Annotated in this window: 14 protein-coding genes; 2 read left to right on the top strand and 12 right to left on the bottom strand. The window is 66.8% G+C overall.

What is annotated here, in order from left to right; genetic code table 11:
* Positions 1-3: 3 nt before the first annotated feature.
* Genes ACH2A7_RS04730 through ACH2A7_RS04705 form a run of 6 tightly spaced genes read right to left on the bottom strand, consistent with a single transcriptional unit; the run spans position 4 to position 7,523 of the window.
* Positions 4-2,241, bottom strand: coding sequence for a glycosyltransferase (locus ACH2A7_RS04730; protein WP_394960524.1), 2,238 nt, complete (start codon positions 2,239-2,241; stop codon positions 4-6).
* The gene (locus ACH2A7_RS04725; protein WP_394960523.1) at positions 2,238-3,251 is read right to left on the bottom strand and encodes a glycosyltransferase family 2 protein; all 1,014 of its coding nucleotides are present in this window, start codon (positions 3,249-3,251) and stop codon (positions 2,238-2,240) included. Before ACH2A7_RS04725 ends, ACH2A7_RS04730 begins: the two co-directional genes overlap by 4 nt.
* A 21-nt stretch (positions 3,252-3,272) precedes the next feature.
* The gene (locus tag ACH2A7_RS04720; protein ID WP_394960522.1) at positions 3,273-4,268 is read right to left on the bottom strand and encodes a glycosyltransferase family 2 protein; all 996 of its coding nucleotides are present in this window, start codon (positions 4,266-4,268) and stop codon (positions 3,273-3,275) included.
* Positions 4,269-4,295: 27 nt separating this feature from the next.
* Positions 4,296-5,297, bottom strand: a complete 1,002-nt coding sequence (locus ACH2A7_RS04715) for a glycosyltransferase family 2 protein (RefSeq protein ID WP_394960521.1) — start codon at positions 5,295-5,297, stop codon at positions 4,296-4,298.
* On the bottom strand, positions 5,294-6,253 hold the full coding sequence (locus ACH2A7_RS04710) for a glycosyltransferase (protein WP_394960520.1): 960 nt from the start codon (positions 6,251-6,253) through the stop codon (positions 5,294-5,296). Before ACH2A7_RS04710 ends, ACH2A7_RS04715 begins: the two co-directional genes overlap by 4 nt.
* 22 nt (positions 6,254-6,275) lie before the next feature.
* On the bottom strand, positions 6,276-7,523 hold the full coding sequence (locus ACH2A7_RS04705; protein ID WP_394960519.1) for a glycosyltransferase family 4 protein: 1,248 nt from the start codon (positions 7,521-7,523) through the stop codon (positions 6,276-6,278).
* Between the two features lie 183 nt (positions 7,524-7,706).
* On the opposite strand from ACH2A7_RS04705, the gene ACH2A7_RS04700 reads away from it, so the two are divergent.
* Together ACH2A7_RS04700 and ACH2A7_RS04695 are read left to right on the top strand one after the other, a co-directional pair.
* Positions 7,707-8,531 carry a DUF4422 domain-containing protein gene (locus ACH2A7_RS04700; RefSeq protein WP_394960518.1) on the top strand — a complete coding sequence of 275 codons (825 nt, stop codon included), beginning with the start codon at positions 7,707-7,709 and terminating at the stop codon, positions 8,529-8,531.
* Between the two features lie 74 nt (positions 8,532-8,605).
* The gene (locus ACH2A7_RS04695) at positions 8,606-9,748 is read left to right on the top strand and encodes an acyltransferase family protein (RefSeq protein ID WP_394960517.1); all 1,143 of its coding nucleotides are present in this window, start codon (positions 8,606-8,608) and stop codon (positions 9,746-9,748) included.
* 109 nt (positions 9,749-9,857) lie between these two features.
* Here the strand turns inward: ACH2A7_RS04695 and ACH2A7_RS04690 are convergent, their stop codons facing one another.
* The 6 genes from ACH2A7_RS04690 to ACH2A7_RS04665 form a co-directional block, all read right to left on the bottom strand.
* On the bottom strand, positions 9,858-10,790 hold the full coding sequence (locus ACH2A7_RS04690) for a DUF3658 domain-containing protein (protein WP_394960516.1): 933 nt from the start codon (positions 10,788-10,790) through the stop codon (positions 9,858-9,860).
* Positions 10,791-10,803: 13 nt separating this feature from the next.
* A complete protein-coding gene (locus ACH2A7_RS04685) occupies positions 10,804-11,532 on the bottom strand; it encodes a hypothetical protein (RefSeq protein WP_394960515.1) in 729 nt (242 codons plus the stop codon).
* A 7-nt stretch (positions 11,533-11,539) separates the two neighbouring features.
* Positions 11,540-12,193 carry a hypothetical protein gene (locus ACH2A7_RS04680; protein ID WP_394960514.1) on the bottom strand — a complete coding sequence of 218 codons (654 nt, stop codon included), beginning with the start codon at positions 12,191-12,193 and terminating at the stop codon, positions 11,540-11,542.
* Between the two features lie 12 nt (positions 12,194-12,205).
* Positions 12,206-13,099 carry an ABC transporter ATP-binding protein gene (locus ACH2A7_RS04675; protein WP_394960513.1) on the bottom strand — a complete coding sequence of 298 codons (894 nt, stop codon included), beginning with the start codon at positions 13,097-13,099 and terminating at the stop codon, positions 12,206-12,208.
* Positions 13,096-13,482, bottom strand: coding sequence for a GntR family transcriptional regulator (locus tag ACH2A7_RS04670; RefSeq protein ID WP_394960512.1), 387 nt, complete (start codon positions 13,480-13,482; stop codon positions 13,096-13,098). Before ACH2A7_RS04670 ends, ACH2A7_RS04675 begins: the two co-directional genes overlap by 4 nt.
* Positions 13,483-13,831: 349 nt before the next feature.
* The coding region (locus ACH2A7_RS04665; protein WP_394960511.1) for an acetate/propionate family kinase at positions 13,832-14,596 on the bottom strand (765 nt) is incomplete at its 5' end.

Here is a 14,596-nt window from a genome sequence, read left to right as displayed (position 1 = left end):
ACATCACGCTCCTCCGGAAATTTCACGTTCGGTCCTCCACCCTTCCAGCGCCGCCAGCAGGGTGTGGTAGTAGGTTTCGGGCGCGTACCGCCCGGCGGCCTCCCGGCCGGCCTTGGCCATGGCGGCGGCCCGGGCGGGGTCGGCCTTCAGGGCCAGGATGGCCCGGGCGATGGTGCTTGCCAGCGGCGGCACGCCCGGCACGCCGCGCAGCTGCCCGTCCTCCCGCACTTCGCTGCGGGGCAGGAGGATGGCCCCGCTGCCCGCCAGATACTCCGGCAGGCCGCCGGATTCGGTGGCGATGACCGGGCAGCCGCAGGCCATGGCCTCGATGGCGGTGATGCCCGCCGGCTCCTGCCACAGGGCGGGGAAGCAGGCGGCGTTTGCCATGCGGTAATAACCGGGCAGACGGGGGTTGGGCACAAAGCCGGCGAACTTCACCCGCCCGCCCAGGGCGGCGGCCTGTTTTTGCAGCCCGTCGGCGTAGTCCGAGCGGTCTTTCGCCCCGAAGAAGGGGCTACCCGCCACCAGCAGTTTGATGTGCTCGTCGGGGATATTCCCCAGCGCCGCCAGCAGCTGATGCACCCCCTTTTCCGGGCTGGTGCGCCCGCAGAACAGCACCACAAAGTCCTCTTTGTCAAAGCCCAGCTTCGCCCGCAGGTCCGCCGCCTCGGCGGCGTCCGCCTCGCTTTCGGCGGGATGGAACAGGTCGATGTCCGCGCAGTTGGGCAAAAGGGCGGCGCTTTCCGGCCCTTCGCCGCTGCCCGAAAGCCAGGCCCGGAGCACGAACTCGCTGATGCAGAGAGCGCGGCCGTAAATTTCATCCAGGGCGGCGCTGCCCGCCGTTTCGCCGTGGAGGTGGGCGGCAAAGCGGCCGCGGCCCAGCGCCCGGCTGGCCTGCCGCCAGCCGGAGAGGTCGCCCCCTTCACCCAGGTACCAGTCGGCGTCCAGCCGCTTCAAAAAGGGGAGGGGCTTTGCGTACCACCGGTTCCAGTGGACGGGCCGGCCCATAAGGGCCGAAAGGCGCACCGCCAGCCGGTGAGCGAGGTCCTGAGCCGGGGGCGTTTGGTAGTAAAACAGCGTGTCCGCAAAGCGGGCGGACTCGCCGGCGGCCTCCTCGTCCCACTGGCAGAGCACCGCCAGTTCCATCTCCTTGAACCGGCCGTTCTGGCGGGCCAGATGCTCCGCCAGCGTCTCCACCGCGCCGCCCTTCACGGCGGGCACCGGCAGGCCGGGGGGCAGCAGCAGCGCCACCCGGAGTTTGTCCGTTTTGGGGGGCAGGGGCAGCGCCCGCTTCGCCCACCGGCGGCAGCCCAGCTTTTCCCGGGGCGAGAGGCCCGGGCAGCCCTTCAAGAGGGGCAGCAGGCCGGCCATTTGGGCCTGGGCCTCCTGCCAGCGGGCGGCCAGCGCCCAGGTGAGGGGCGCGGCCTCGCACCGGGCGCAGAGGGAGAGATACCGCCGCCAGGCCCCCGGCAGGGCCAGCGCCGCCAGGTCGGGGCGGCCGTGGGCGGCGAAAAAGCGGCAGCGGGCCGCCGCCGCGTCCACCCCGTCGAAGGCGGAGGGGCGCAGTTCAGTGCGGCAGATGCTGCCCTGACGCAGCCGGTAGAAATAGAGCACGTCGGGGATGCACACCACTTTTTCCGCCTGCCAGTAGAGCAGGTGGGCCACCGCGTCGTCCTCGTGGATGCGCCCGGCGGGGTAGCGCAAATTTTCCCACAATTTCCGGCGGTAGAGCTTGTTCCAGGCCACGGTGTAGCAGGTGGAGGCGGGGCCGAAGAATCTGGCCAGCAGTTCTTTGCCCTCAAACACCCCCGCCTCTTCGGGCACGGTGAGCACCGGCGGCGAGAGCGGCGCGCCCGCCTCGTCCACATCCTCCACGGCGCACACGGCCATGTCCGCCCCCGCCTTTTCCAGGGCGGCGCGCAGCTTTTCCAGATAGTCCGGCGCCACCGCGTCGTCCGCGTCCACAAAGGCGATGGCCTCGCCCCGGGCCGCGTCCAGCCCGGAATTGCGTGCGGCGGAAAGGCCGCCGTTCTGCCGGTGGATGACCTTCACCCGGCTGTCCCGGGCGGCATAGCTGTCGCACAGGGCCCCGCAGCCGTCGGGGCTGCCGTCATCCACCAGGATCAGCTCAAAATCGGTGAAGGTCTGGCCCAGCAGGCTCTCCGCGCAGGCGGGCAGGCAGTCCTCCACCTTGTACACCGGCACGATGACGCTGACGGCCGGGCGTTTTTCTTCGCTCATGCGCCCGCCTCCTTCTCTTTGTGCAGCGCGCCCCGGGCCGCCGCCAGCCGGTAGCAGCCTTCCGGGCTCAGCGCGAACAGCACCGCCCGCAGCTTCTCGCCGGCGGGCACATAGGGGCACTTCAGAATGGCGGGCACAAGGCTGTTCAGCTTTTTCTTGTGCCGCGCAAAGCCCGCCTTGAGTTCCGGCGAGAGGGGCCCGGCCTCGCGGGCGTGGACGTAAAAGAGATAGAACACCTGCCAGTAGCGGGCCACCGCCCGGCGATAAAGGTCGGCGCGGTCCGGCTTTTTCGCGAAAAAGTCCACCCAGCCGCCGTACAGCCGCAGGTCGTCCAGCTTTTTCACCGAGAAGGCGGCGCTGGTCATGTTGCCGGTGCGCACCCGGTAGAGATAGAGGGGCCTGTTGGTGGCCACGATGCGCCGCCCGTCGTAAATTTTGTCCATGATGTTGGCGTCGTCACCGAAGAACATGGTCTCGTCGTGGCGCACGCCCTCAAAAAGGCGCGCGTCGTACAGCTTGTTCCAGGTGACCATGCAGTACATGCCGCCGTCCCGCAGCACGTCGTAGAACTGGTTTAAGGCGTCCCCCTCGCCCACAAGGTCGTCGGCGACGGTCACCCCCCGGCCCAGGCGGCGGCCCTCCTCGTCGATGCACTCGGCGCCGCAGGCCGCCAGCGGGCAGCCGCTTTCGGTCACCATCTTGTAGAGCGTTTCCAGGAAATCCGGCTCCAGCAGATCGTCCGAGTCCACATAGCTGATGTACCGCCCCGTCGCCGCGTCAAGACCCGCGTTGGCGGCGCTTGCGGGGCCGCCGTTGGGCTTGTGCACCACCCGGATGCGCCCGTCGGCCCTGGCCAGCTCGTCGCACACCTCGCCGCAGCCGTTGGGGCTGCCGTCCTCCACCAGGATGAGTTCAAAGTCGGTGAAGGTCTGGGCCAGGATGCTGTTCACCGTGAGGGGCAGATAGTCCTTCGCGTCGTAGACGGTGGTGATGATGCTGATGGTGGGCATAAATGCGCCTCCTGAACAGGGTTATTTCGCGCCCCGCAGCCGCAGGGGCAGGCAGGCCAGGGCGGGGCTTTTGGCCCGGGCGGCCAGCCGGAGATACTTGCCGTACAGGCCGGGCACCCCCGCGAGGCCTTTGAGCAGGGCGGGGTACCAGACTTCGCTGGAAAAAAGCGCCGCCAGCGCCGCCTGCCGCTTGGCCAGGGGGTAAAGCTTGGTGCGATCCAAGAGCAGGGTGTAAAAACTCAGCGCGTCGTGGGGGCGCTGGCTGTCGATGAGGGGGGCGGCCAGTTCCGGGCGGCCGGCGGCGGTGACGAAGGCCTCCATCTGGTCCAGCACCCGCTGGCTGGTGATGAGGTTGTCCAGCGTGGCGGCGTGGGTCAGGGTGGAAGGATGCACCCAGTATTCGTAAAAGCTTTCCCCCAGATGGGCCATCCGGCCGATGTGAGGCCAGAAGGCGAAGTTGAAGGCGATGTCCTCCCCGGTGCGCAGGCCCTCGTCGAAGGCAAGGCCCGCCCGCCGCACCGTCTCCAGCTTGTAGGCCTTGTTGCACAGGGAAAAGAACTGGTTCGACTGGTAATAGCCCACAAAGTGCGGCCAGAAGCCGTCGAGATCGCACTGGAAGGCGGGGTAGAGGGCGGGGGTGCTCTTTTCCCCCTCCCGCCACTCGAAGCCGTAGCTGACAAGGTCGGGGTCGGACGCGGCGGCCCGGGCCACGGCGGCAAAGGCGCCGGGCTTCAAAATGTCGTCCGCGTCCACAAAGGCCAGATAGCGGCCGGAGGCGGCTGCAAGGCCGGCGTTGCGGGCGGCGGAGGCCCCCCGGTTGGGCTGGCTCAGCAGCTTTACCCGGTCGTCCCTGCGGGAAAATTCGCCGCAGATGGCGGAGGAGCCGTCGGAGGAGCCGTCGTCCACCAAAATCAGTTCAAAATAGGGGTAATTCTGGCCGAGGACGCTCTCCACCGCCGCCGCAAGGTATCGTTCGGCGTTGTGGACGGGCATCACACAGCTGATGACAGCGGGCATGGCAAAAAAGCCTCCTTGAAGGTGGTTTCAGCGGCCGGCGCGCAAAGAGCGCAGCAGGGCCAGCGCCCCGGCAAGGCGAAAGCGCACGCAGGCCCCGTAGACCAGGCGGGCCGGGCCGGTGTAGCAGCGTTGCACCCAGGACCCCACCGCGGCGCGGCAGTGGGCGGGGGCCAGCAGCCGGGCGAACAGGCGGCGGCATGCCCCGAAGGGCAGCGCCCCCCTGCGCCCCAGCAGCATGGCGCACTGGGCGGCGGCCACGCCCCCCTGGCGCGCCAGCAGCACCTGCCGCTGTTCGGCCTCCGAGGCCCCATAGTGGGCCAGAAAATCCGCCACCGCCGGGCGGGTGTACTCCTCCGCGTCCAGCAGGTCGGTGCGCAGCCGGCGGGAGAGGCTGCCCTCCGCCCGGTTGTCGCAGACGTAATAGGCCGCGGGGATGAAGTACGCCGGGCCGCAGTTCTTCAGCGCCGCAAGGCAGAAGAGCAGATCCTCGTTGACCTTGAGCGCCTCGTCAAAGCGCACGCCGCGGAGGGCGGCGCGGCGGAAAATTTTGTTGTAGAGGGCGGCAAAGAGGCCGGTGTCCACCAGGTAATAGGCGAAATTCCCGGCAAGGCCGGAAAGCGACTCCATCCGCCCGGCGGGCAGGGTCTCCTTCACATCCCCCAACAGGGTGTCCACCCCGAAAAAGCAGACGTCCGCCCCCGCTTCCAAAGCGGGCAGCGCCGCGGCGTAGAGGCCGGGGTTCACCCAGTCGTCCGCGTCCACAAATTGCAGATACCGCCCCCTTGCGGCGGCGAGGCCGGCGTTGCGGGCGGCGGACGCCCCGCCGTTTTTCTGGTGGAGCACCCGCACCCGGCCGTCCCTTTCCGCCAGCCGGTCGCACAGGGCGGGGGAGGCGTCGGCGGAGCCGTCGTCCACTAAAATCAGCTCGGCGGTTTCGGGGGCCTGGCCCAGCACGCTGGCCGCGCATTTTTCCAGCGTGGCGGCGGCGTTGTACACCGGCACGATGACGCTCAGCAGCACCTCGCTCATGCCTTGGCCTCCTTTTTGCCGAAGAACTTGCCCCACACAAGCCGTAAGCACCGCCCGGCAAAATAAAAGGGCAGCGCCAGCTTGGCGGCGGCGGGCAGCCGGCCCATCTCTTTTGCGAAGGGCCCGAGGCCGCCGTATTTGACCCGGTCGATGAGGGGGTAGAAGGTGCCCGCCAACAGGCACCGGGTGAAGGGGTAGCGGCGGCCGAAGTAGCCTTTGCTCGCCAGCACCACGTCCAGGAAATCGGCGTACTTCTTCACGGCGCTGGCCCGGGTGTTGTAGTTCTGGTGGGCCGGGTCCCCGCCGGACACCCGGTAGGCGCTCATGGCATCGTCCATCACGAACACCCGCCCGCCGTCCAGATACAGCATGCACAGGGCGAAATCCGCGATGCTGCGGTTGGCGGTGACGTAGGCCTCCCGCGCCGGGTCGGGCGTTTGGAAGATGTTGCGCACCATGCAGGCGGTGCAGGAGTAGGTCACCCCCCGCAGAAAGAGGGCCATGGTGGCGTCGGCGTTCAGGATGCGCTCGTCGTCGGGCAGGGTGCCGTAGGTGTTGCCGGCGTCGTCGGTGAGCAGCAGGGTGTGGCTCACCGCCAGGTATTCCGGGTGGGCGCGCAGAAAATCCGCCTGTTTTTGCAGTTTGCGGTCGTCCCGCCACCAGTCGTCCCCCTCCAGGGTGCAGACGAACGAGCCCCTGGCGGCGCACAGACCCTCGTACCAGTTGCGGCTGATGCCCACGTTTTTATCCCGCAGGTTCAGCCGGATGCGCTCGGGGAACCGGGCGGCGTACTCCCGCAGGATGGCCCGGGTGCCGTCGGTGCCGCAGTCCTCGGTGATGTAAACTTCAAAGTCGAAATCCGTCTTCTGGGCCAGCACGCTGTCGATGGCCTGGCGGATGTAGCGCTCCTGGTTGTAGGTGGTGATGACGACCGTCACCAGCGGGGCGGTGGGCATGCGGTTCACTTCCTTTGCGGTGTCAGCCGCCGGGGCAAAGGCGGCGGTAGAGGTCCAGCAGGGCGTCGGCCACGGCTTTGGGATCGTGGACGGCCAGCGCCCGGCGGCGGGCCGCGGCGGCCATGCCGTCCGCGGCGGCCGGGTCGGCCCAGAGGGCGGCCACCGCCCGCGCCAGCGCGCCGGGGGCGGCGGGGTCGAACAGCTCCCCCTCGCCCGGATGCAGCATGCTGGGCACGCCCCCCACCGCGGCGGCGGCGCAGGGCACCCCAGTGAGCATGGCCTCCCCCAGGGAGTTGGGGCTGTTCTCGATGCTGGAACAGAGCAGATAGGTCTCCGCCAGCAAAAACTGTTCCCGCATCTCCTCCGCGCTCAAAACGCCGGTGTAGTGGATGCGGTCGCTGACCTTGAGCCGGCGGGCAAGGCTGTCCAGATAGCCGGTGTACTCCGCCAGCCAGTGCAGCAGCGGCCGCAGCAGCGGCCCCTTGTCCGGCGGGGGCCAGCCCGCCACAAACAGCTGGGTGTCCGGCCAGCGCGCCGCCAGTTCCGGCAGCGCCTCGATGGCCCGGTGCAGCCCCTTCAGGGGCACATTGCCCTGGCTCACAAAGAGCCGGTGGGGCCGGGCGCTCTCCCGCCGCCAGCCGCCCTGGTAGAACACCGGGCGCATGATCTCCGGCAGGTGGTGATACTCCGCCCTGGGGGCAAAGCGGGCGCAGTAGGCCCTGTCCCAGTCGGTGCGGCCCAGGATGTGCCGCGCCGCCGCCAGCACCCGGCGCTCCTTTTCGCCCCGCTCCAAAAACCGCTGGCGGTGCCCCCGCACCGTCAGCCCGCCGGTGCGCCTTGCCAGCGCCTCCTTCAGGGGCTGGCGGCGCAGAAACCGCGGCGGCAGGCCGTCGGCCATGTGCTCGCCGCAGGGCCCGGCCAGGCCCTGAATGTACACCAGCACCCGCTCCGGGTCGAACAGTTCCAGCACCCAGGGGGCGTGGTCGTTCTCGGTGCCGAACAGCTGGACAAGGTCGGGCGCCTCGTCGGCCAGGGCCTGCTCCAGCGCCGGGCGGTCGCCGGCGGGCAGGCCCAGATAGGTCACGCCGTCCCTGACCTGCCGGCAGGGGGCGGTCAGGGCGGGGGAAAAGGCACAGACCGTCAGCTCCAGCGCCCCGGCGGGCAGCGCCGCCTGCAGGCTGCCCACCCAGCTGCCGCTGGCCTGGGCCGAAAGGCCCAGCCGCCGGGCAAAGACGGGGGGCAGAAAATCCAGGATCCACATCACCTTCATACCGTTTCGCCTCCGTCTTTTTCTCTTGGCCGCGCGGCCCACACTTATACAGTTTAGAGTATAGCAAAAATCGGCATTTGTTGCAACAAAGCGGCGGCGTTGCAATGCCGCCGGCCGCTGTGGTACAATAGGCGAAAAAGAACACCGCCCGCCCGGCGCGGGCCGAACAAGGAGGAAACGGCCATGGGGGACACGGCGATCCTGATCGCGGCCCACAAGCCCTTTGACCCGCCGGCGCTGGAGGGCTATCTGCCGGTGCAGGTGGGGGCGGCGCTGGCGGACGCCGACCTGGGCTTCCAGCGGGACGACGAGGGGGAGAACATCTCGGGGAAAAACCGCCAGTACTGCGAACTCACCGCCCAGTACTGGGCCTGGAAAAACCTGGCCGGGCCGCGGGTGATGGGCCTGGTGCACTACCGGCGGTACTTCGTGAAGGAGTTGTACGCCCCCGACGTGCGCAGCCAGATCCTCACCGCCGCCGAGGCGCGGGCGCTGCTGGAGCGGTACGACATCATCCTGCCCAAGCCCGTCTACAAGCTGGCCTGCAACGGTATCCTGTTCCACGACCGGCCCAAGGAGGGGCAGAACCGGCCCATGGTGCTGCTGGAGGAACTGGTGCGCCGGCGCTGCCCGGAATACCTGCCCTCCTTTGAAAAATTCGCCTACGGCCGGCGGGCCAGCTTCGGCAATATGCTCATCGCGAGCCGGGAGACTTTCTGCGAATACAGCGCCTGGATGTTCCCTCTTTTGGAGGAGTTCGAGCGCCTGGGGGAAGAAGCGGGCGTCCTCGCACCCCGCATGTGCGGCTTTATCTCGGAGTATCTGCTCTGCATCTGGGCGGATCACAACTTCCCGCCGGAAAAGATCTGCTTTCTGGACGTGGCCAACACCGAGGAGGACCGCCGCGCCCCCGCCTACCGCCTGCGCAGGGCGCTGGTGAAGCTGGGGATCTTTGAGCCGGTGAGCCGGGCGCTCTTCGCGGTGTATTACAAGATAAAGGGTTGCTGAAGAAAACCAATATTGCAGCGCAATTCGTCTGAAAAGGGCGGGCGGCCGCCAAGAAAGAAACGGAGCGTGTAGTTATGCAAAGCAATGCGGGATCGGGACGGATCTTCTTTTTACAGGCACTGCGGGGAGCTGCGGCGGTGATAGTAATGGTATATCACCTGGCGCTTAAATTCTGGACGACGCACGATGCGCTCGCCGTGTCGTTTCCCTGGATGGCAGGAGAACTGCACGATGCCGCGTTCTGGTTGGAAGGCATCGGCGCTGCGTGTGCCCGAATGAACCTGGATCTGGGGTGCTTCGGCGTTGCGCTGTTCTTTTTGATCAGCGGGTTCGTGATCTCCCTCTCCCTGGAAAAACAAAACAGCGTCAGCTTTCTTGTCGCCCGGGTGTTCCGGATCTACCCGCTGTATCTGGTGGGCCTCGCCCTGACCATGCTGAGTATTTTTGCGTTCACGCAGTATTTGGGACTGGAATATTCTTATACGATCGTTGACTATCTGAAACAGGGGTCGCTGCTGGGAGACTGGTTCTGGCTGCCGAGCATCGACGGCATCGTTTGGACGCTGGAAGTGGAACTGAAATTCTACCTTCTCATCTGCGTCATCCACGCGATGCGGAGGCTGAACAGCGCGAGAGCGCTGCTGGCGACTGCGGCGGGGATGTGTCTGTTCAACATTCTGGTGAGCAACCGGTATGGCCTTTTGCTCCAGACGAGCATTATCCGTTATCGGATCGTGTACATTCTTGCCATGTCCTTTGTTTACCTGATCTATATGTTCATCGGGGTCTGCTTTTACAATTTCTACAAAAAATATTGGGACCTGAAGAAGACCATCGTGGCCGTGGTATCGCTGTATTTGCTGTATATTGCGGCGCTGCTCAATGGCGTGGATACCGGCATCAACAACATTTATCTGACCTCCTATACACTTGCCCTTCTGTTGTTCGCAGGCTGCCATGCGATGCAGGAACGCATCCGATACAATCGCCTTTTCCAGTTCTTTGGCGATATCAGCTATCCGCTTTATGTGGTGCATGGTGTAAATGGCTACATTTTGATGTCCGTGCTGGATATGGTCGGGGTCGACCCGTATGTGAGCGTAGCGGTGACGATGGGCCTGTCGATCCTGCTGGCGTATGTGCTGCATCGCCTGGTGGAGCTTCCCAGCAACATGTTCGGCAAAAAGGTCGCAAAGAAAATCGGAAAGATCGGATGAAACACAGAGGCTCCCGGCGAAACTTCGCCGGGAGCCTCTGTGTTCGCAGCAAAAGAAGGAAGATCGGTCGAAATGCAACGGGGAAGGGTCTGTGCGTGCCGCGCGGGGATCACATGCCCTTTTTCCGCAGTACCCGGTCGTAGACCGGGCGGCCCGGCTGCGGGCCGCTCACCACTTCCAGCAGACCCTTGCGCACCAGCGCCTCCAAGCGCATGGCGGCAAAACCGTCGCTGACGCCGGTGCGCAGAGACCCCAGCAGCCGCCCGATGGCCTCGGCCTCCCGGAATTGTTCCGGCTGGGCGCGCAAGACCTCCAGCACGAAACCGTCGTAAAAGTTTTCCGCAGCGCTCATGAGGCGGCCGTTCACCACCGCCCGCAGGGGGGCGTTTTCGGCGCGCAGCGCCGCCCACTCCTGGGCCAGGGCGTTCAGCACCGGGGCCGCCAGCGGTTCCGGGTCGGCCAGCGCGGCCCAGTGCCGGGGCTCCACCTCGCCCCAGCCGTCACAGCGCACCGCCGTGCCGTCCGGCCGGGGCCAGAACTCCGGCAGCGGCACCCGCTCCGCCCGCAGCTTGTCAAAGCCCAGCGGCCGCAGCCGATGTGCCAGAAAGCGCAGCCCGCAGGCATCGTCCGCCCCGGGGCCCTGCCACACCCGCACGGTTTCGCCCGCCCCGGCCCGGCGGTCCAGTGCCTCCAGGGCACGGCGGGCTTCGGTGAGCATCTTGTCGGCAAATTCCTCGTTCTCAAAGGGGCCCATGGCCCAAAGGCCCGCCAGTACCCCTTTGCGCCGGCCGCCCGGTTCAGCTTCGGAAATGTCCCCCACGCTCAGCGCCAGGGGCAGACAGAGAACGTCGGCGGGGGTGCCCTCCAGGGGCGGGGCTTCGGCGGTCTCCCGTTTCGAACGGGCGGCCTCCCGCTTTGCGGCAAGGCGGCCCAGCGGGCCGCCGGTTCCGCCGATGGCCCCGACCGCCGCCGCGCCGCCCGCGCCGGCCAGCGCCATCCGCAGGCTGCCCCTGGCGGAGGTGGAAAAGACGACGTGCACCATCCCTTTACCCCCCTTACGAGCGCACAACCGCGTGGAGCATGGACCACACCGCCCACACAAAGCCCGCCAGTGCCAGCGCCACGCAGCCGGCGATGAGGCCGAGGTTCCAGTCGCCGATGAACCACATATTGAAGCCCAGCAGCTGCGGCCCGAAGCAGGCGCCCATCCACAGGCACCACAGCACCCAGGCGCCCTTGGGCCCGAGTCGCTGGAGCAGCACCCCGGCGAAGAGGCCGAAGGCCAGCGCCGCCGCCCACAGCACCGGGTACCACCACCAGGCCAGCACAAAGTCCTCCACCTGCAAGAAAGCGGACGAAAGGCGCTCGGCGCCCTCGGGGACGGGGGCGGCGCTCATCCAGGTCCAGCCGTCCCGGCCGGCCAGCCGCGCCCAGAGCCCCGGCAGCAGAAAGCGTTCGATCGCCGCCAAAAGCGCGGCGAGGGCCATGACAAAGACCCCCTCCAGCGCCAGCAGCCCGGCCACAAGGCCCAGGCCCTGCCGCCGTGTGCGCCCGAAGCGCAGGGCAAGGTCGAAGGTCACCCACGAGTTCGTGAAGCTCATGATAAACAGGGAGAAGGCCGCCACGATGGGCAGCACGATGCCCGCCAGCAGAACGCCGGTATCCGGCTTCACAATGGCCATCACGCAGAGGATGACGATCTCCCCCAGCAAAAACAGCCCGCCCGTCACCGCGGCGTAGAGGGCAAAGTCGCCGGCGTTCATCTTCAAGAATTTTTTAAACATGGCCTTGTCACCTCACCACATAGCGTTTGAGATAGCGATACAAAAAAACGTCGGCGATCACCGCGGCCACGCCCAGCGCCAGGGGCAGCAGCCAGGGCAGGCTGCCCCACATCCCGCCGGAGAAGGTGCCGCCGGTGATGACCAGCCACAGCACGCCCACCAGCATGGCGATCATCGCGAAGGCGATGAGGATGCCTCCCAGCACCCGGCTGCGGGACATGGACACGCCGCTGAGCAGGCCCAGCACCGCGGCGGCGGCCCCCGCCACCAGAAAGGCGGGACCGGAGTTGAGCAGCAGCGCTGACCCCGCCCCCTGCCGTGGCCAGCTGAACCACACCGGCACGGCGGAAAAGAGAGCGGAGATGGCCCAGCCGCCCACCGCGTAGACTGCCAGCACCCCCTGCACCGCGCCGAACAGCGCCTTGCGGGTGGCCCCGAAGTTGAGGGCCAGGGTGAGGGTACTGGTCAGGGAAAAGCCCATCATGAACAGGATGAGCAGCGCCAGGGCGGGGAAACCGTCAAAGTAGGTGGAAAAGAGATTTGTGTGGCCATCGGGCACGTCGGTGACGAAGGCTCCGGCCACGATGACCGCCGCCACGCCGGCGAAGATGCCCAGATCCACAAGGGCAAAACGGAACAGAAACCGAAAACAGCGCGCCATGCCGCCACCCCCTCATTCCGCCGCCTCGTGGCCGCACAGCGCCACGAACACATTCTGCAGGCTCATGTGCACCACGTCCACCTCGCCGGCGCCCTCCAGGTCGGCGGCCCGGCGGCCGTCTGTATCCCGCACGGCGGCGGTCTTGCGGCGGCCCATCCGCCGCTCGCTCACCACCGTCATCCCCTGGCACACCCGGTCCACCTCCTCGGCCGCGCCGGACACATACCGGAACTGGTCCACCAGCTCCTCGGTCTCCGCGTCCTCGATGATGCGGCCGTCGTCCAGAATGAGCACCCGCTCAAACACCGACGCCGCCTCCTCGATGATGTGGGTGGAGAGGATGAAGGTGCGGTTCGTGCGCTCGTAGTCCTCCAGCAGCAGCTGGTAAAACCGTTCCCGGGCCACCACGTCCAGCCCCGCCACCGGCTCGTCCAGAATGGTGACGGGCGCGCCGCTGGCCAGGGCGATGAGGATGGTCACCATGGACAGCTGCCCCTTGGAGAGCTGGCTCACCCGCTTTTTCTCCTCCAGGCTGAACTCCTTCATCAGCCGCCGGGCATAGGCCTCGTCCCACCGGGGGTAGAAGGTGGCCCCCGCCTGCAGGTAGTTGCGCACCTTCAGGGTGTTCTGGCCGTAGAACAGGGTGGTCTGAAGTTCCCGCGAAAAGCACAGGTCCGCCAGCGCTTTGGGGTTCTCCCACACCGGCTCGCCGTTATAGCTCACCTCGCCCGCGTCGTGGGTGTTCTGGGCGGTGAGGATGCCCAGAAGGGTGGTTTTGCCCGCGCCGTTGCGGCCGATGAGACCGTAAATTTTGCCCGGCTGGATGGTGATGTCCAGGCCATTCAGGACCTGGTTTTTCTTGTATGCCTTGCACAGGCCCCTGGCCTGCAAAATACCGGTGGTCATACCGTCGTTCCTCCTTCGTGTTCGATGGCGTCTTTCACCATCGCCAGCAGTTCTTCTTTGCCCAGACCCAGGGACTTCGCCTCCCGCAGCAGGGGCAGCAGGTACTGCTCTCCCAGGGCCTTGCGGCGCTTCTCTTTCACTGCGGCCATGGCCCCGGGGGCGACGAACATCCCAATGCCCCGCCGCTTGTAAAGCACCCCGTCGGTCACCAGCAGGTTGATGCCCTTGGCCGCCGTGGCCGGATTGATGCCGTACTCCCGGGCCAGTTCGTTGGTGGAGGGCACCTGCTCCTCCTCCCGGTAGACGCCCCGGAGGATGTCGTCCTCCAGCATCTGCGCGATCTGCAGATAGATCAGCGACTGGTCGCTCAAACTTCCATGCACCCGGTTCACCTCCGCCCTGTGTTTGTTGGTTCATTACTTGTGTAACTAACAATAGCACCTTTGAAGCCGGATGTCAAGCCCGGCGCAAAAAATTCTTTGCCGGGCGCGCAAAAATAACGCCCGGCGCGGGGGAGGCGGGAGGGGATGGTGCGCAGAGGGTGCGGCGAGGGCGGGGAAGGAGACGGGCGGGGGAATGCCCCACAGGGGCGGGCCGGGGCCGGGCGGCGGGGCGAAAGCGGCGGGCGCCCCCGGCCGGGAAAGAACACGCAAAAGAACCGCCCCCACCGGGAAAAGGGCACGCAAAAAGGGCCGCCCCAAACCGGGGCGGCCCTCCAAAGCCGGAAAGGATTTACTTCGCGGTCACCAGCGCCAGGGTGTCGCGGGCGATCATCAGCTCCTCGTTGGTGCAGACCATCAGCACCTTCACGCGGCTGTCGGCGGCGGACAGGTCGATGATGTCGGCGCCGCGTTGCTTGTTCTTTTCGGGGTCAAGCTTGATGCCCAAAAACTCCATGTTCTCGCACACGGCCAGCCGCACCTCGCCGTCGTTCTCGCCGATGCCGCCGGTGAACACCAGGCAGTCCAGCCCGCCCATGGCGGCGGCGTAGGCGCCCACATACTTCTTGATCTGGTACTTGAGCATATCGGTGGCCAGCTTGGCGCGCTCATTGCCCTGCTCGGCGGCGCTGGTCACGTCCCGCATATCGCTGGACACGCCGGACACGCCCAGCAGGCCGCACTTCTTGTTCAGGTAGTCGGCCATCTCCTGCCCGTGGATGCCCAGCTTCTGTTCCATGTAGGTCACCACGCTGGGGTCCACATCGCCGCAGCGGGTGCCCATCAGCACGCCGGCCAGCGGGGTCAGGCCCATGCTGGTGTCCACGCACTTGCCGCCGTCCACGGCGGTGATGCTGCTGCCGTTGCCCAGGTGGCAGGTGACCATCTTCAGCTCGGCGGGGTCCTTGCCCAGGAACTGAGCGGCGGCCATGCTCACATAGCGGTGGCTGGTGCCGTGGGCGCCGTAGCGGCGGATGGCGTACTTCTCGTACATCTCGTAGGGCACGCCGTACATGTAAGCCTTGGGAGGCATGGTCTGGTGGAAGGTGGTGTCGAA

The organism is Candidatus Allofournierella merdavium (assembly GCF_944382735.1).
Taxonomy (GTDB): Bacteria; Bacillota; Clostridia; order Oscillospirales; family Ruminococcaceae; genus Allofournierella_A; species Allofournierella_A merdavium.
The sequence above is the reverse complement of the archived record's forward strand: the minus strand, read 5'-3'. Positions and strand labels throughout refer to the sequence as shown.